Here is a 17,598-nt window from a genome sequence, read left to right on the forward strand (position 1 = left end):
TATGGGAAACCCATATTTATTCATAAGGCTTCAGACGGCATGACACAAATGGAGTACAATGATTTTCATCTGTTCGGACGGTTGGTCAACAGGCCGTCTGAATAACCGACAACCGTTCCAATCAGGAGAATAAACGTGAAATTTAGCACAAAAGCCGAAACTTTGCAGGCTCAACAGGCAGGTGCGCAATTATTTGTCTGCGCCGAAGCATCGCAACTGAGCAACCCGACTGCCCTCGCCCTCTTCGCTTCCCTTGAAGAAGGTCAAAATTTCGCCGACACCAAAATCCCGACGGACAACGGTTTGCAGGCAGTCGCCGTCGTCCGCCTCGAAAAAACCGACCGCGCCGCATTGAACAAAGCCGCCGCCGAAGCCGCCAAATGGGCGCAAAACCAAGAAACGGTCAATGTGGACGTTCATGCCTTTGAAGAAGCGCAAGCAGCAGCCGTTGCCGAAGCTTTTGCCATCGCGTTCGGCAACGCCGCCTACCGTTTCGACCGCTACAAAAAAGAAGCCAAGCCCGCCAAATTTACAGAAGCCGTGTTCCACACCGCACACGAAGCCGCCGTCAAAGAAGCCCTGCGCGTCGCCGAAGCGCAAGTTTACGGACAAAGCCTCTGCCGTGACTTGGGTAATGCCGCGCCCAACGAATGCACGCCGGAATTTTTAGCACGCACTGCCAAAGCCGAAGCCGAAAAACTGGGCGCACACGCCAAAATCATTGAAAAAGACTACATTAAAGAAAACATGGGTTCGTTCTGGTCTGTCGCCAAAGGCAGCGTCGAAGACCCATATTTGGTCGAACTGAGCTATTTCGGAGCGGCCGACAAAGAAGCCGCACCTGTGGTATTGGTCGGCAAAGGCATTACCTTCGACACCGGCGGCATTTCCCTCAAACCCGGCCTGAACATGGACGAAATGAAGTTCGACATGTGTGGCGCGGCAACCGTCATCAGCACCTTCTGCGCCGCCGTCAAACTGCAACTGCCGATCAACCTCATCGCCATCGTCGCCACTTGTGAAAACATGCCTTCCGGCGCGGCCAACAAACCGGGCGACGTCGTGAAAAGCATGAAAGGCTTGACCATCGAAGTGTTGAACACCGATGCCGAAGGCCGTCTGATTTTGTGCGACGCATTGACTTACGCCGAACAATTCAAACCTAAAGCCGTCATCGACGTCGCCACCCTGACCGGTGCGTGCATCATCGCCTTGGGACATGACGTCAGCGGCGTGATGGGCAACAATCAGGATTTGGTCGACAGCCTGCTGGCCGCTTCCCGCAACGTGGACGACAAAGCATGGCAACTGCCGCTCTTTGAGACTTACAAAGACCAACTCAAATCCAACTTTGCCGACATTCCGAACATCGGCACGCCAGGTGCAGGCACGATTACCGCCGCAACATTCCTGTCTTACTTTACCGAAGACTATCCATGGGCACACCTCGACATCGCAGGTACCGCATGGAAATCCGGCGGTGAAAAAGGCGCGACCGGCCGCCCTGTTCCTTTATTGTTGAACTATCTGCGCAATGTGAAATAAATCTTGGGGGAAGCCTGCGGGGTTAATCGTTTCAACCCCGCAGGCCGTCTGAAAACGGAATCCGCATATCTGACTCAACCTGACAAACGGAGAACCACCATGAAACCACTATTTGCCGCATTATCTGTCGCCTTTCTGCTCGGCACATCTCTAAACGCCCAAGCTGCCGAGCAAACCACCCCCACCGACCGCAGCATCCAAGTGTACAAAAAAGCCGACTTAGCAGAATGGAACCGCGAAAACGCAGCCGGAGGCCAAGGCCCGTTGCTCGGCAGCTTTGCCTTCACGCGCCATCAAACCGCCGACCAAGACGCATTCAAAGAAATCGGCTGGCTCACATTGCCGCCGGGCGCTTCCATCGGCCAACACAAACATACCGGCAATGAAGACGTTTACATCATCGTATCCGGCAAAGGCCTGTTTACTGACAGCACGGGCAAACAGACCCAAGTCGGCGCAGGGGACATTACCATCGCCCGCCCCGGCCAGTCCCATGCACTCAAAAATATCGGCAAAAAGCCGTTGGTATTCTTGGATTTGATTGCAGAAACCGCTGGCGCTAAAGCCGCCGAAACCAAGTAATACCTTCAATGAAAACAAATAATCTGCCGTGATTTTTCTGTCTTAATAAAACCAGGCAGCAGAGAGATTGTTCCGTTTTCATTTAAACCTGCATACAAGCTAAAGGCCGTCTGAAAACCACGCTTCGTTTTCAGACGGCCTTTTTTTCTCAAAATTCTTATCATATGAATGGTGCAATGTTATATAATAACAGTCTTTCGAAATATGATGAGAAACTAAAATGACACAAACCACACTCAAACCCATTGTTTTATCTATTCTTTTAATCAGCGCCCCCATCCTCTCCCAAGCGCATGAAACCGAGCAGTCGGTTGACTTGGACGAGGTTACCGTCGTCGGTAAAAGCCGTCCGCGTGCAACGTCGGGGCTGCTGCACGCTTCGACCGCCTCCGACAAAATCATCTCCGGTGATACCTTGCGCCAAAAAGCCGTCAACTTGGGCGATGCTTTGGACGGCGTACCGGGCATTCATGCTTCGCAATACGGCGGCGGCGCGTCCGCTCCCGTCATTCGCGGTCAAACAGGCAGACGGATTAAAGTATTGAACCATCACGGCGAAACGGGTGACATGGCGGACTTCTCGCCAGACCATGCCCTGATGGTGGACAGCGCCTTGTCGCAACAGGTCGAAATCCTGCGCGGCCCGGTTACGCTCTTGTACAGCTCGGGCAATGTGGCCGGTTTGGTCGATGTTGCCGATGGCAAAATCCCCGAAAAAATGCCTGAAAACGGCGTATCGGGCGAAGCCGGATTGCGTTTGAGCAGCGGCAATTTGGAAAAACTGACATCCGCAGGCATCAATATCGGCTTGGACAAAAACTTCGTGCTGCATACCGAAGACTTGTACCGCAAATCAGGCGATTACGCCGTACCGCGCTATCAAAAAGAAGAAGGCCGTCTGAAACGACTGCCCGACAGCCATGCCGATTCAAAAACAGGCAGCATCGGCCTGTCTTGGGTTGGGGATAAAGGTTTTCTCGGCGTGGCGTACAGCGACCGTCGCGACCGCTACGGCCTGCCTGCCCACAGCCATCTCTACGACGACTGCCACGCCGACATCATCTGGCAGAAAAGTTTGATTAACAAACGCTATTTGCAGCTTTATCCGCACCTGCTGACCGAAGAAGACATCGATTACGACAACCCGGGCTTGAGCTGCGGCTTCCACGACGACGATAATGCACACGCCCATGCCCACAACGGCAAACCGTGGATAGACCTGCGCAACAAACGCTACGAACTCCGCGCCGAATGGAAGCAGCCATTCCCCGGTTTTGAAGCCCTGCGCGTACACCTGAACCGCAACGACTACCACCACGACGAAAAAGCAGGCGATGCAGTAGAAAACTTCTTCAACAACAAAACACACAACGCCCGTATCGAGTTGCGCCACCAACCCATAGGCCGTCTGAAAGGCAGCTGGGGCGTGCAATATTTGGGACAAAAATCCAGCGCGCTTTCCGCCATTCCCGAAACCGTCCAACAACCGATGCTGATTGACAACAATGTCCGCCATTACAGCTTTTTCGGAGTAGAACAGGCAAACTGGGACAATTTCACGCTTGAAGGTGGCGTACGCGTGGAAAAACAAAAAGCCTCCATCCAATACGACAAAGCATTGATTGATCGGGAAAACTACTACAACCAGCCCCTGCCCGACCTCGGCGCGCACCGCCAAACCGCCCGCTCGTTCGCGCTTTCGGGCAACTGGTATTTCACGCCACATCACAAACTCAGTCTGACCGCCTCCCATCAGGAACGCCTGCCGTCAACGCAAGAACTGTACGCACACGGCAAACACGTTGCCACCAATACCTTTGAAGTCGGCAACAAACACCTCAACAAAGAGCGTTCCAACAACATCGAACTCGCGCTGGCCTACGAAGGCGACCGCTGGCAATACAATCTGGCACTCTACCGCAACCGCTTCGGCAACTACATCTACGCCCAAACCTTAAACGACGGACGTGGCCCCAAATCCATCGAAGACGACAGCGAAATGAAGCTCGTGCGCTACAACCAATCCGGCGCCGACTTCTACGGCGCGGAAGGCGAAATCTACTTCAAGCCCACGCCGCGCTACCGCATCGGACTTTCCGGCGACTACGTCAGAGGTCGTCTGAAAAACCTGCCATCGCTGCCCGGCAGGGAAGATGCCTACGGCAACCGTCCTTTCATCGCGCAGGACGACCAAAACGCACCCCGCGTTCCGGCCGCTCGCCTCGGCGTCCACCTGAAAGCCGCGCTGACCGACCGCATCGATGCCAATTTGGACTACTACCGCGTGTTCGCCCAAAACAAACTCGCCCGCTACGAAACGCGCACGCCCGGACACCATATGCTCAACCTCGGCGCAAACTACCGCCGCAATACGCGCTATGGCGAGTGGAATTGGTACGTCAAAGCCGACAACCTGCTCAACCAATCCGTTTACGCCCACAGCAGCTTCCTCTCTGATACGCCGCAAATGGGCCGCAGCTTTACCGGCGGCGTAAACGTGAAGTTTTAAAATCAGATAGATAAACAAAAAAGGTTTTCAGACGGCCGTCTGAAAACCTTTTTCTTACTTTAAACCAGTTTTAAAACCAGCCATTAATCTTTCAACACATCTTGCGCAGCCGCTTGAATCTTAGCCGCCGCCGCTTCGATTTGCTGCTGTTCGGTAGATGGGTTTGCCACTGTTTCAACCGGGGCTGCTTGAGAAGCAGGCGCGGCTTGTGAAGTTGCAGTTTTAGGCTCAGATTCAGTTTGCGGCGCACTCAGCGGCAAACGTGCCAATACAGTGCTGACGCCGGTTACTTTATCGCCAATCGCCACTTGCGCCTGCGCATCGACAGGCAGATACATATCCACGCGCGAACCAAAGCGGATAAAGCCATAGCGTTCGCCACGGGACAGTTTCGCACCGGCTTGGGTGTAGCACAAAATACGGCGCGCCACCAAACCGGCCACTTGAACAAAAGTAATTTCACGACCAGAGGCCGTAGTCGCCAACACCGCGTTACGTTCGTTTTCCGTGCTGGCTTTGTCCAAATCCGCATTCACGAATTTGCCTTTGTTATAGACCACTTTCGTTACCGTACAATCGGCAGGCGATTTTTGCGAATGCACGTTGAACACGTTCATAAAAATACTGATTTTCAAAGCATCGACATCACGATACGGATCGCGTGCGCGCTCGACCACCACAATACGGCCGTCAACCGGGCTCAACACCGCTTCAGGATTTTGCGGAATCTCACGCGCAGGGTCGCGGAAAAACTGCAGGGCAAATACGGTAAACACCCAAAACGGCAAAGACCACCAGCCGCAGCACATCGACACCAGCAGGCTCAAAGCCAAACCGCCGCCGATAATCGGCCAGCCCTCGCGGGCGATAATCGGGTGGGGATACAAACGGTTCATCACTTATCCTTCATTTAACAATCTCAAAATTGCCGCCATTATATCTGAAACTCCAAACATTGAGGCCGTCTGAAATGTTCAGACGGCCGGTGTCTTTTGTAAAAAATACTCAACATAGATAAAGTTTAAATCTCGGCAACACAATAACGCAGCGTCCTCAACAAGCGGCTCACACAATCCAACACAGCGCCGCAGACAATGTTTAGACTACCCCTCCGCTCCCGATTATCTCGACAAGCCCAATACGACCGCCAATACCAACCAAATCCAATGCCGCCGGCGCGATGTAGAAAACAAAGCGCGTTGAGACAGCAAACGCGTTTGGCTCAACTGAAACGCCACATCGGCCAACATCATCAAACGATCGGACTGCCGCGCCTCCCGTTCTTCCACTTTACGCAGTTTCAAATTTTCCGCCTCAATCCGCAGCCGCACCAGCTTGGCTTCCAAAAGCAGCAGCTCACGCGCTTCTTCATACTCCTGTTGCTTCATCGTCCGCACCCTTGTCTATCTCACCGCGCAAATACGCAATATCCGTCCGAATATCCTGCAAGGTCTCAGCCACACGACTGCCCTGCTCCCGATAATCTGCCGATACTTTGCGGAACAATACGGCAATAATCAGCAGGCTCAAGAAGAAAATGCCGAAAAACACCCACAACGCCGCCACATCCGACAGCACGCGGTTCAAGCCGAACAGCAAACCGACCAAGCCCACCATCAACAGCGCGCCGGACAACACCAGCCAAACCGCCAACCGGAACACATTCTCCGCCTGACGTGTCAAATCCAAGCTCAATACCTGCAAACGCAGCAGCAGCAAATCCGCGCCCTGATTCAACAAAGCCTTGCCATGTTCAAAACGTTGGCGAATTCCCATCTCGATTATCCTTTTTCTCAGGAAACATAAGGCTAAGGCCGTCTGCACGGCGCAATGAAATCCATGATTTCATATACACACCTGTTCAGACGGCCTTAACATATTCACATTAACGGCGGTTCAACAACACACCGACAACCAAACCGGCCAATGCGGCAAAACCCATCGCATAGTATGGTTTTTCATGCACCACTTCATCAGCGTGTTTGGCACCGCGTTTCAAACGCTCGCCCGCATCAGCTTCAAATTCGGCAAAACGCTCTTTGCCTTCTTTAAAACGTTCCTGAGCCGCCTCTTCAAACTGCTCGTATTTCTCACGCGCACGCTCGGCATGATGGCGCAAACGTTCGCCGGCCTCTTCTTCAAAACGGCTCAAACGCTCTTTGGCCGCGGCCAATTTCTCTTCCAATTTGGCCCGGGCTTTGCCGCCCTCTTCCGAACCGGCTTCCACACCATCGCGGTACAACTCTTCCACATCATCCATCACTTCTCGGATGTCTTTCAGCAAAGCCTCGCGACGTGCTTCAAAATCGTGTTTTTTCATGCCTTTCTCCTTGATATAGGTTGATATGGTTACAGAATATTTATCTGTTAATAAATTATAACCGTTTATTCTAAAATAAACGTTAATTTAAATAAAATTAAGTGCTTATTATGAAAACAACCAAATGAAATTAAAAAAGGCCGTCTGAAAACTTCAGACGGCCTATTAAATACCTTTTACACAGCCTATTCCAATATTCTTTCTTGGTAAAAAAAGATATAATTTCATATCATTACAATTTCTTAACAAAGGTATCGCAACCATGGCAGTCAATCCTACCAAACTTTTTGACGGGCTGGCCAAGCTCGTGCAGTCGGAAGACAAAGCAAACTTCATCTATGGCTTCCTGCGCCTGTTCGATACCCCGAAAGCCACCATTACCAAACTGCAAAACCAAACCCCCGGCACCAACATTGCCGATATGCCCCTGCATGGCGAAATTGCCCTCAGCCGCAAACTCTATTTCAAACCTGCCGACACCGGGGCAGACATTTACGACATCCTGCAAACCCTGAAACAATCACCTTCCGCCGACAAAAACAAAATCCGCTTCTTTATCGTAACCGATTTTCAAAACATCGCCGCCTACGATAGCCAAGCCGACGACTACCTCGAATGCGCCTACACCGATTTAGCGCAAAACTACGGCTTTTTCCTTCCCCTGGCAGGCTTGGAAAAAAGCAGCGGATTTGAAGAAAATCCCGCCGACACCAAAGCCGCCGAAAAAATGGGACGCCTTTTCGACCATATCCGCCGCACCAACTATCTTGAAAAATCCGAAGACATCCATGCCCTCAATGTCTTCCTGACCCGCCTGCTCTTCTGCTTTTTTGCCGAAGACACCAAAATCTTCCCAAAAGACAGCTTTACCAAACTCATCGAAAGCCATACGCACAAAACCGGCGAAAATGCAGACGAAGTCCTGACCGCACTTTTCCAAACCCTCGACACGCCCCCTGAAAAACGTTCCGAAGCCCTGCCCGTCCATCTTGCAAGTTTCCCCTATGTCAACGGCGGACTTTTCCAAGCAGACGAGCCTGTCCCCGATTTCGATACCCGCACCCGCCGCCTTTTGCTCGAATGCGGCAAACTCGACTGGTCCGAAATCAATCCCGACATTTTCGGCTCCATGTTTCAAAGCGTGATAGACCCGAAACAGCGCAGCCGATTGGGGCAGCACTACACCTCCGTCCCCAACATCATGAAGGCCATCAAGCCGCTCTTTCTTGACGAGCTTCAGACGGCGTTTCAAGACATCTTTAAACGCTATCCCAGCAATGAAGGCCGTCTGAAAGCCCTATACAGCCTCTCCATGCGGCTGGGCAACATCAAAATCTTCGACCCTGCCTGCGGCAGCGGCAATTTCCTGATTATCGCCTACAAAGAGCTGCGCCGCCTCGAAATCGAAATCTTCAAAGCCGTCAAAGACATCGACAGCAACGCCATCTTCAGCAGCCAAATCCGCCTCGACCAATTTTACGGCATCGAGCTGGACGACTTCGCCCACGAAATCGCTATGCTCTCGCTTTGGTTGGCCGAACACCAAATGAACCTTGCCCACGAAAACGAGCTGGGCAACAGTCTGCCCACCCTGCCCCTCAAAAGCGGCGGCAACATTAAGGCCGCCAACAGCCTGCGCGAAGACTGGGAGGCCTTCTGCCCCCGCGGCAACCGTACAGAAGACGAAGTCTATATCGTCGGCAATCCCCCGTTTGGCGGCTCAAATTCGCGCGACGCGGAACAAAACGAAGATATGGATATGGTTTTTGACGGCTGGAAAAAATACGGCGTCTTGGATTACGTTGCCTGTTGGTTTTGGAAAGGTGCGCAATATATCCGCGCCAGCCGCGCCAGGCTCGCCCTTGTCGCCACCAATTCCATCAGCCAAGGCGACCAGGTCGCCACCCTCTGGCCCCCTATTTTCTCATTGGGCAACCGCATCGCCTTTGCCTACCAAACCTTCCCGTGGGCAAACAATGCCAAAGACAAAGCCGCCGTCCACGTCGTCATCATTGGCCTGGAAGCCACGCATCTTTCAGACGGCCTCAGCCCCAATAGCGCGCAGCCCAAGCTCTACAAGCTTCTCGATAAAGAATGGCACAGCCAAAGCGTTGCCAACATCAGCCCCTACCTGATTACAGGCAACAATCTTGCGGTTGCTGCCCGTGAGCAGCCCCTAGGGGACGTTCCCAAAATTATTCGAGGTAATCAGCCGACTGAAGGTGGCAACCTCATCCTGACCACAGAAGAAAAAGACAGCCTCATCGCCCGCGAGCCTCAGTCTGCCAAATGGATTAAAAAACTGCTCGGCTCCGACGAATTCCTCAACGGCAAACAACGCTGGTGTCTCTGGCTGACTGACCTGACCCAAGAAGACCTCGACAGCCTGCCTGAAAAACATCCCCTCGTTGCAGAAAGAGTAGAACGCAACCGAGCCTACCGCGCCGCTGGTGATAAAAACTCAGACCGCCTCAAACTGGTTGGTACACCGCATTTGTTCCGCGACACCAACAATCCGGCGAACTACATCCTTGTTCCCAGCGTATCCTCCGAACGCCGAAAATATGTCCCTATTGGTTTTTTAAATGGCGAAACTATCAGCACAAATCTAAACCAAACTATCCCCAATGCCACCCTCTACGAATTCGGCATCCTCACTTCAGCCATGCACAACGACTGGATGCGTACCGTCGCAGGCCGTCTGGAAAGCCGTTATCGCTATTCCGGCACGATTGTGTACAACAATTTTCCTTGGCCCGAAGCCGACGAAGCTGAAAAATCTCACATAGCCGCGCTTGCCGAAGACATCCTGCTTATCCGCGCCGACTACCCCGACCAAACCCTCGCGCAGCTCTACGACCCCGACAAAATGCCGCTGCCGCTTAAAGAAGCCCATCTCTGCCTTGATGTCGCCGTTGACCGCCTCTACCGCGCCAAACCCTTTTCAGACGGCATGGAGCGCGTAGAATTTTTGTTTGATTTATACGAAAAAGCCGTCAACGGCCAAAAAACGCCGTAAAACGGCATCTTTGCCCCGACATTACCGTCTTTAAAAGGAAAATATCTTGACTATCCCCCTGCTCCACGTCGAATACGGACAAACCGGCAACAGCACCAAACCAAACAATATGGGTATGCGCGAAATGCAGGCCAAAGCGTTTGCCAAACGCGACGCGCAATATCTGCTGCTCAAAGCGCCGCCCGCCTCAGGCAAATCCCGCGCGCTGATGTTTTTGGCTTTGGACAAGCTGGCCCATCAAGGCATCAAAAAAGCGATTATCGCCGTACCCGAAATGTCCATCGGCGGCTCGTTTGCCGATACCGAATTGGCGAAACACGGCTTTTTTGCCGATTGGCGCGTCAAGCCGGAAAACAATCTCTGCACCGGCAGCGGCGACGATAAAGACCAAGGCAAAGTGGATGCCTTTATCCGCTTTATGCGCGGCAATGACCAAGTTTTGGTCTGCACCCATGCGACTTTCCGCTTTGCTTTCGACAAACTCGCAGATGTCGGGGCATTTAATGACACGCTGGTGGCGATTGACGAGTTCCATCATGTGTCGGCGGAAGAAAACAATCGTTTGGGCGCAGTCTTGGACGAAATCATGCGCAACTCCTCGGCTCATATTATCGCCATGACCGGCTCGTACTTCCGAGGCGATGCCGTACCGATTTTGAGCGAAGAAGATGAAGCCAAGTTTGAAAAAGTAACCTACACCTACTATGAACAACTCAACGGCTACCGATATTTGAAATCTTTGGGATTGGGCTACCATTTCTACCAAGGCCGCTATCTCAATGCTTTGGGTGAAGTGCTCGATCCGTCGAAAAAGACGATTATCCATATTCCCAACGTCAATTCGGGCGAAGCGGCGGTCGATAAATATTCGGCAGTCGACCACATCATCGGCACCTTGGGCGATTTTGTGAAAAAAGACCGCGAAACAGGCATCATCACGGTCAAAGCGCATGACGGCAGGCTGCTGAAACTGGCAGACTTGGTGGACGACCGTAAAACATCCGACCGTTCTTTAATCCAGGCATATTTACGCAATATCAAATCGCGCGATGATATGGATATTATTGTTGCGCTGGGTATGGCGAAGGAGGGTTTCGACTGGCCTTATTGCGAACATGTACTGACCATAGGCTATCGCAGCTCGATGACGGAAGTCGTCCAAATCATCGGTCGCACCACCCGGGATTGCGAGGGGAAAACCCATGCTCAATTTACCAATCTGATTGCGCAGCCTGATGCGGCAGATGAAGATGTCAAAGTGTCAGTTAATAATCTTTTAAAGGCGATTACGCTGTCGCTGCTGATGGAGCAGGTGTTGGCGCCCAATATCACTTTCCGCCGCCGCTCTGATATGAGGCCGGAGGAACAGCCCAATCCGGGCGATGTGATTATCGACGATACGACGCTGCCTGCCTCTAAAAAAGTCGTCGATATTCTGAATAAGGATTCAGACGACCTTATCGCTGCGTTGGTACAGGATACGCAAAATGCCAAACGCTATATTCAGGAAGACACGCCTGCTTCTGCCGTCAATGAAACTGCGCTGCCGAAAATTGTTGCCTGCCGTTATCCCGATCTGTCGGTAGAAGAGCAAGACCAAATCGTGCAAGGGACGCTGACTAAAATGGCAGTAACCCAGGGCGGCGGTATCAAAGACGGCAAGGATTTGCCCGATAACGCGCTTATCGAAGGCGAAAAAACCTATATCAGGCAGGGAGATTTTTTTGTCGATACGGTTAAGTTGCAAGAAGCCGGGCAGAGTTATTCTGTTGAAGAAACCGTCAGGGAACGAGATTTGCCTGACAATGCGAAAATCAAAAATCTGCAAACAGGCGAAGTCAAAACTGCTGACAACCGTTTTGTCAAAGTCGGCGAAAAATTTATCAATGTGGATAGGTTGAATGTGGATTTAATCCGCGAAGTCAATCCTTTCAGGGACGCATATGAAGTCTTGTCCAAAAATGTGGACGCGCCGCTGTTGAAAGCGATTCAGGATTATGTACAGGCTGACCGCATCCAAATGACGGAAGATGAGGCCGCTATGCTGTGGCCGCGTATCAATGAATTTGTCCGCACCAACAATCGGATACCTGACAAAGATTCAGACGACCCCTTGGAAAAACGCATGGGCGAGGCCTTAATCTATATCCGCAACAAAAAAGCGGAACGCATGGCAAGGGGCTGAATATGTTGCTAAAAGGTATGCGCATTGATTCTAAAATCAACAGCTTGGACGATATTTTCAATCATGACGATTTAGGCCTGCTTGCCGATGTCAAACCGATTGCCGCCAAAGCCAATGCCGATGCAATGGTTTTACAAACATTCGGCGAAGTCGAAGCGTTTTTCAGACGGCATGGGCGTTTACCGAATAAAGACGGTAATTTGGATGAGAAAATTTTAGACAGAAAATGGCAAGCCTTGCTGAACAACAAACAGCATTGTGAAACCCTCCGACAATACGATACGCTCAATCTGCTAAGGCCGTCTGAAAAAACGGAACGCTCTAAAGCAGAAAATGTGGTTACGCTGGAGGATATCTTCAACAATGATGATTTAAACCTGCTCGACGTGGGCAATACGGATATTTTCAGGATAGAACACATACAGCAGAAGACGATAAATGGTGCTCCCTATACGGACGAAGACAATGCGGTACGGCAACCCTGTGCGGACTTTTGGCGGTTTGAAGCTTGGTTCAAACAAATCCACCACATGCTCAAACACGGTAAAGCCCATTTTGAACGCCTCAAAACTGAAACCTTCCTTCAGCCGGGCGATGTGTTCCTATTACACGGGGCTTTGTGTTACGTCGCTGATTTTGCGGAGACAGAAGATAGAAAAAGTACAAGAGGAAACAGACGGTTGCGCGTTATTTATGAAAACGGGACGGAATCAAACATCCTGACCCGTTCGCTCGCCCGCGCTGTCTATAAAGATGAAAACGGTAAAAAAGTCATGCTGGCCGATACTGAAGCCCTGCCGGATATTTTGACTGCCGATAATCAACCGGATTTGGTAACTGGACATCTTTACATCGTCAAACTGCTTCAACCCAAACCGCAGCTTGCCGCCTATAAAAATCTCTATAAAATAGGCCTCACGACGGATACGGTGGAAAACAGAATCGCTAATGCGGAAAACGATACTGCTTTCTTGGAAAGCAAAGTTGTCCCTGTATTGTCTTTTGAATGTCGCAATATCAATCCGCATACGTTCGAGCGTTTATTGCACGCTTTCTTTGCTGCGCAAAAACTGAATATCCGTTTGATGGGAAAAGACGGGAAAAGTTACATTCCAAACGAATGGTTTGATGTCGGATTGGATGTCATTGAAAAAGCCGCTGAATATATTGTCAACGGTACAATTAACCAATACCGAATGGACAATACAACTGGGAAAATCGTTCAAAAACTGATGAAGTAAAACAGTTTAATAATTAGGGGATTCTATCCATATGCCCTTTCGGCATTGTCCTTACCAATATTGGTTTGATTTGTAGAAATTCTTATCTGCCATTTATCCCTTAAATTAAAGGCCGTCTGAAAACTTCAGACGGCCTTTTCAATTCAGCTTAAAGACTTAAGTCTTATGCCAAACCTTTTGCTTTCAACACTTCCAGCATAGTAGTACCCAACTCGGCAGGGCTGCGGGTGTAAGCGATACCGGCTTTTTCGAAAGCGGCGAATTTTTCTTCGGCAGTACCTTTACCACCGGAGATAATCGCACCGGCGTGGCCCATACGTTTGCCTTTAGGAGCGGTAACACCAGCGATGTAACCTACAACAGGTTTGGTTACGTTGGATTGGATGTATTCGGCTGCTTCTTCTTCCGCAGTACCGCCGATTTCACCGATCATGATGATGGCGTCGGTATCTGGGTCTTCTTGGAAGAGTTTCAGTGCGTCGATTTGGTTCATACCAGGAATCGGGTCGCCGCCGATACCGATACAGGTTGATTGACCCAAGCCCAGTTTGGTGGTTTGTGCTACAGCTTCGTAAGTCAATGTACCGGAACGGGAAATAATACCGATGCGGCCCGGAGTGTGGATGTGGCCCGGCATAATACCGATTTTGCACTCACCCGGAGTAATCACGCCAGGGCAGTTAGGGCCGACCAAGCGGGTACCGTTGCCGTTGGTTTCCAAGTAACGTTTGGCTTTGAGCATGTCCAGAGTTGGCACGCCTTCGGTAATCACAACGACCAAGCCTACGCCTGAATCAACTGCTTCAACGATAGAATCCAAAACAAACGGAGCTGGAACGTAAATTACAGACGCGTCCGCGCCGGTTTCTTTAACCGCTTCTTTCATGGTGTTGAACACAGGCAGGTTCAGGTGGGTTTGACCGCCTTTACCCGGGGTAACGCCGCCGACAACTTTAGTGCCGTAAGCCAGAGCTTGTTCGGAGTGGAAAGTACCGTTTTTACCGGTGAAACCTTGAACCAATACTTTGGTGTCTTTATTAATCAATACGCTCATTCTTTTCTCCTTAGGCGTTTACGGCTGCAACAATTTTTTCGGCTGCGTCATTCAGGCCGTCTGCAGAAGTCAGTTTCAGACCTGATTCGTTCAGGATTTTCGCGCCGAGTTCGGCGTTGTTACCTTCCAAACGAACAACGACAGGCACGTTGACGTTGATTTCTTTAACGGCTGCCACGATGGCTTCCGCAATCATGTCGCAACGTACGATACCGCCGAAGATGTTGATCAATACGCCTTTAACGGATTTGTCTTCCAGAATCAGTTTGAACGCTTCAACCACGCGGTCTTTGGTTGCGCCGCCGCCAACGTCCAAGAAGTTGGCAGGTTGGCCGCCTTTCAGTTTGATGATGTCCATAGTGGCCATCGCCAAACCGGCACCGTTCACCATACAGCCGATGTTACCTTCCAGGGCAACATAGTTCAGGTCGAATTCGGAAGCTTTCAGCTCGCGTTCGTTTTCTTGAGATTTGTCGCGCAAAGCGGCAATTTTCGGCAGACGGTAGAGCGCGTTGCTGTCGATGCCGATTTTGCCGTCCACACAGGCCAAGTCGCCGTTTTCGCGAACTGCCAATGGGTTTACTTCAAACAGGGCGAAGTCGTTTTCGACAAACGCTTTGTACGCTCCGGTCATCAGTTTGACGAACTCGTTGATTTGTTTGTCTTTCAAGCCCAGTTGGAAGGCAACTTCGCGAGCTTGGCAAGGTTGCAGGCCGACCAGCGGATCAACGGTTACTTTGAAGATTTTTTCTGGAGTTTCGGCAGCAACTTTTTCGATTTCCACGCCGCCTTCGGTAGAAGCCATGAATGTAACGCGGCGGGTAGAACGGTCAACCACTGCGCCCAAGTACAGCTCGGTTTGAACCGGATACATGTCTTCGCAAACCAAAACGCTGTTGACAGGTTGGCCGTTGGCATCGGTTTGGTAAGTTACCAAGTTGGTGCCAATCAGGCTTTCAGCCACTTCTTTAGCTTCTTCGCGGCTTTTAACGACTTTTACGCCGCCCGCTTTACCGCGGCCGCCGGCGTGTACTTGTGCTTTGACAACAGCGAATTTGCCGCCCAATTTGTCGTAAGCTGCAGCGGCTTCTTCGCCGTTGTGTGCCAAAATACCGCCTTGTACGGGCAAACCGTAGCTAGCCAGCAGTTCTTTAGCCTGATACTCGTGTAAATTCATGGATTTCTCCTTAAGGTGAGTGGGTTTTAGGAATCGCCCTGCGGCCAATCCCATATTTTCAGACGGCCCTACTATTTACTGAAGGGCAACCACATCCGCGCCAGCAGATACATGGTTGCGCCACCTCCTCCGAGAATAAAAAAGACAATGCCTTTTTTACGCGAATTCGGGCAGAGCAGATAAACGGCAAGGCTGAAACTGATAAACAACAATGCCACGCGCCAAACCAATTCTTTATCTTTGAAACGGTTGAGCGTATAAGTTTCGGTCATCATCACATACATCTGCCACAATGCGGCCATACACATGCTGATGATGCCCGCCGGTATAAAGAAAATACCGACTATTTCTTTGTTCATAATGAATGTAAATGCTGTGTGTTTGTCTGACGGAATTATAAATCAGAAAACGAAGCTATCGAAACATTCAATTTGTCGAAGGCCTTAAGGCCGTCTGAAAAGTTTCAGACGGCCTTAATGTCTATCAACCGTGCAAAGCGCGTTTGTCGGCCGCCAAGGCAGCTTCGTGAACCACTTCGGACAAGGTTGGGTGGGCATGGATAATGCGGGCGATGTCTTCGCTGCTGGCGAAGAATTCGAGCGCAGTCACGCCTTCGGTAACCAATTCGCTGACAACCGGGCCGATCATGTGCACGCCCAAGATGCGGTCGGTTTTGGCATCTGCCAATACTTTAACCGTACCTTTGGCTTTGCCCATGGCCAATGCGCGACCATTTGCGCCGAAACCTGAAGTACCTTTTTTGTACTCCACGCCCTCGGCTTTGAGTTGCTCTTCGGTTTTACCCACCCAAGCGATTTCAGGGTCGGTGTAAATAACAAACGGAACGTTGTTGAAGTCGATATGCGGTTTTTGACCGGCAATGCGCTCGGCAACGGCAACGCCTTCGTCGCTGGCTTTGTGTGCCAACATCGGGCCGCGGACCACGTCGCCGATTGCCCATACGTTAGGCAGGTTGGTACGGCATTCGCCGTCCACTTTGATAAAGCCGCGTTCGTCTTTTTCCAAGCCGACGGCTTCGGCGTTCAGGCCTTTGGTGTTTGGAATACGGCCGATGGCAACGATCAGTTTGTCGAATACTTTGGTTTTGGCTTCGCCGGCAGCAGTTTCGTAAGCAACAGAAACGCCTTTGCCTTCAGATTTGATGTCGCCGATTTTCACGCCCAATTCGATACTCAAGCCTTGCTCTTTGGTGAAGTATTTGAAGGCTTCTTTGGCGATTTGTTGGTCTGCTGCAGCCAGGAAGGTCGGCGCAGCTTCAAGAATGGTAACTTCTGCACCCACGCGGTTCCATACGGAACCCATTTCCAAACCAATCACGCCGGAACCAATCACGCCGAGTTTGGCGGGCACTTCGATCAGGTTTAATGCACCTTCGTTGTCCAATACGTTTACGTTGTCGATAGAGACTTGTGGCAGCGGACGCGGTACGGAACCGGTCGCTACGATGACGTGTTTGGCTTCGATAACGGTTTTCTCACCTTTGTTATCGACTTCGATTTGGTAAGCATCGCCATTTTTACCGGCAAAGGAAGCAGTACCGAACAGGCTGGTTACTTTGTTTTTTTGGAACAGGAATTTCACGCCGCCGGTCAGTTTGGTCACGATGGCATCTTTGCGCTCAATCATTTTGGCCGCGTCGAATTTTACGTCGCCGACAGTGATACCGTGTTCGGCAAACTCGTGTTGCGCTGCGTGGAAATGTTCGCTGGATTGCAACAGGGCTTTAGAAGGGATACAGCCTACGTTCAAACAAGTACCGCCCAAGGCAGGGGCATCGCCAGCTTTGTTGACGCCTGCATCGACGCAAGCGGTTTTGAAACCCAGTTGCGCGGCACGGATGGCGGCAACGTATCCGCCCGGGCCTGCACCAATCACTACTACATCATATTGAGACATCGTGTCATCCTTTGCTTTCGGCAGAATCTCAAAATAAAAACGATACTTT

Annotated in this window: 14 protein-coding genes; 6 read left to right on the forward strand and 8 right to left on the reverse strand. The window is 51.1% G+C overall.

The features are described from left to right. Positions 1 to 135: 135 nt before the first annotated feature. The 3 genes from ACTHUF_RS03440 to znuD all read left to right on the forward strand — a co-directional run bounded on the left by ACTHUF_RS03440 (position 136) and on the right by znuD (position 4,636). The gene (locus ACTHUF_RS03440) at positions 136 to 1,545 is read left to right on the forward strand and encodes a leucyl aminopeptidase (protein WP_049349045.1); all 1,410 of its coding nucleotides are present in this window, start codon (positions 136 to 138) and stop codon (positions 1,543 to 1,545) included. 99 nt (positions 1,546 to 1,644) lie between these two features. Further along, positions 1,645 to 2,127 (forward strand): cupin domain-containing protein, encoded by a 483-nt coding sequence (locus ACTHUF_RS03445; RefSeq protein WP_315094713.1) that lies wholly within the window; start codon positions 1,645 to 1,647, stop codon positions 2,125 to 2,127. Between the two features lie 220 nt (positions 2,128 to 2,347). Beyond that, entirely contained in the window at positions 2,348 to 4,636 is a 2,289-nt protein-coding gene (gene znuD / locus ACTHUF_RS03450) for a TonB-dependent zinc receptor ZnuD (protein ID WP_440407070.1), read from the forward strand. Between the two features lie 83 nt (positions 4,637 to 4,719). On the opposite strand, the gene ACTHUF_RS03455 is transcribed toward znuD, so the two are convergent. The 4 genes from ACTHUF_RS03455 to ACTHUF_RS03470 all read right to left on the reverse strand — a co-directional run bounded on the left by ACTHUF_RS03455 (position 4,720) and on the right by ACTHUF_RS03470 (position 6,956). Continuing rightward, positions 4,720 to 5,532 carry a phosphatidylserine decarboxylase gene (locus ACTHUF_RS03455; protein ID WP_315094709.1) on the reverse strand — a complete coding sequence of 271 codons (813 nt, stop codon included), beginning with the start codon at positions 5,530 to 5,532 and terminating at the stop codon, positions 4,720 to 4,722. A 225-nt stretch (positions 5,533 to 5,757) separates the two neighbouring features. Beyond that, the gene (locus tag ACTHUF_RS03460) at positions 5,758 to 6,024 is read right to left on the reverse strand and encodes a hypothetical protein (protein ID WP_314060945.1); all 267 of its coding nucleotides are present in this window, start codon (positions 6,022 to 6,024) and stop codon (positions 5,758 to 5,760) included. Then, positions 6,005 to 6,412: a phage holin family protein gene (locus ACTHUF_RS03465; protein WP_315094705.1), complete on the reverse strand. Its 408-nt coding sequence runs from the start codon at positions 6,410 to 6,412 to the stop codon at positions 6,005 to 6,007. The genes ACTHUF_RS03460 and ACTHUF_RS03465 overlap by 20 nt, the downstream gene beginning before the upstream one ends. Before the next feature lie 109 nt (positions 6,413 to 6,521). Then, positions 6,522 to 6,956: a DUF883 family protein gene (locus ACTHUF_RS03470; RefSeq protein ID WP_070843376.1), complete on the reverse strand. Its 435-nt coding sequence runs from the start codon at positions 6,954 to 6,956 to the stop codon at positions 6,522 to 6,524. A 262-nt stretch (positions 6,957 to 7,218) separates the two neighbouring features. Here ACTHUF_RS03470 and ACTHUF_RS03475 point away from each other — a divergent pair, with 262 nt between their 5' ends. From ACTHUF_RS03475 to ACTHUF_RS03485, 3 genes are read left to right on the forward strand one after another with little or no spacing between them, the layout of a single operon-like run. After that, positions 7,219 to 9,975 (forward strand): class I SAM-dependent DNA methyltransferase, encoded by a 2,757-nt coding sequence (locus ACTHUF_RS03475; RefSeq protein ID WP_440407073.1) that lies wholly within the window; start codon positions 7,219 to 7,221, stop codon positions 9,973 to 9,975. A 46-nt stretch (positions 9,976 to 10,021) separates the two neighbouring features. Next, a complete protein-coding gene (locus ACTHUF_RS03480; RefSeq protein WP_440407075.1) occupies positions 10,022 to 12,160 on the forward strand; it encodes a helicase-related protein in 2,139 nt (712 codons plus the stop codon). Between the two features lie 2 nt (positions 12,161 to 12,162). Further along, complete coding sequence (locus ACTHUF_RS03485; protein WP_440407077.1) at positions 12,163 to 13,401, forward strand: GIY-YIG nuclease family protein; 1,239 nt, start codon at positions 12,163 to 12,165, stop codon at positions 13,399 to 13,401. A gap of 163 nt (positions 13,402 to 13,564) precedes the next feature. Here the strand turns inward: ACTHUF_RS03485 and sucD are convergent, their stop codons facing one another. From sucD to lpdA, 4 genes are all read right to left on the reverse strand, one after another. Continuing rightward, a complete protein-coding gene (sucD, locus tag ACTHUF_RS03490; RefSeq protein WP_002221113.1) occupies positions 13,565 to 14,455 on the reverse strand; it encodes a succinate--CoA ligase subunit alpha in 891 nt (296 codons plus the stop codon). 10 nt (positions 14,456 to 14,465) lie between these two features. Next, positions 14,466 to 15,632 (reverse strand): ADP-forming succinate--CoA ligase subunit beta, encoded by a 1,167-nt coding sequence (sucC, locus tag ACTHUF_RS03495; protein ID WP_049352726.1) that lies wholly within the window; start codon positions 15,630 to 15,632, stop codon positions 14,466 to 14,468. A 71-nt stretch (positions 15,633 to 15,703) separates the two neighbouring features. Then, positions 15,704 to 15,991: a hypothetical protein gene (locus ACTHUF_RS03500; protein ID WP_002242554.1), complete on the reverse strand. Its 288-nt coding sequence runs from the start codon at positions 15,989 to 15,991 to the stop codon at positions 15,704 to 15,706. A 124-nt stretch (positions 15,992 to 16,115) separates the two neighbouring features. Continuing rightward, complete coding sequence (gene lpdA / locus ACTHUF_RS03505; protein WP_440407079.1) at positions 16,116 to 17,549, reverse strand: dihydrolipoyl dehydrogenase; 1,434 nt, start codon at positions 17,547 to 17,549, stop codon at positions 16,116 to 16,118. Positions 17,550 to 17,598: the final 49 nt, after the last annotated feature.

Origin of the sequence: Neisseria sp. P0024.S006 (assembly GCF_051956595.1) — a bacterium.
GTDB lineage: Bacteria > Pseudomonadota > Gammaproteobacteria > Burkholderiales > Neisseriaceae > Neisseria.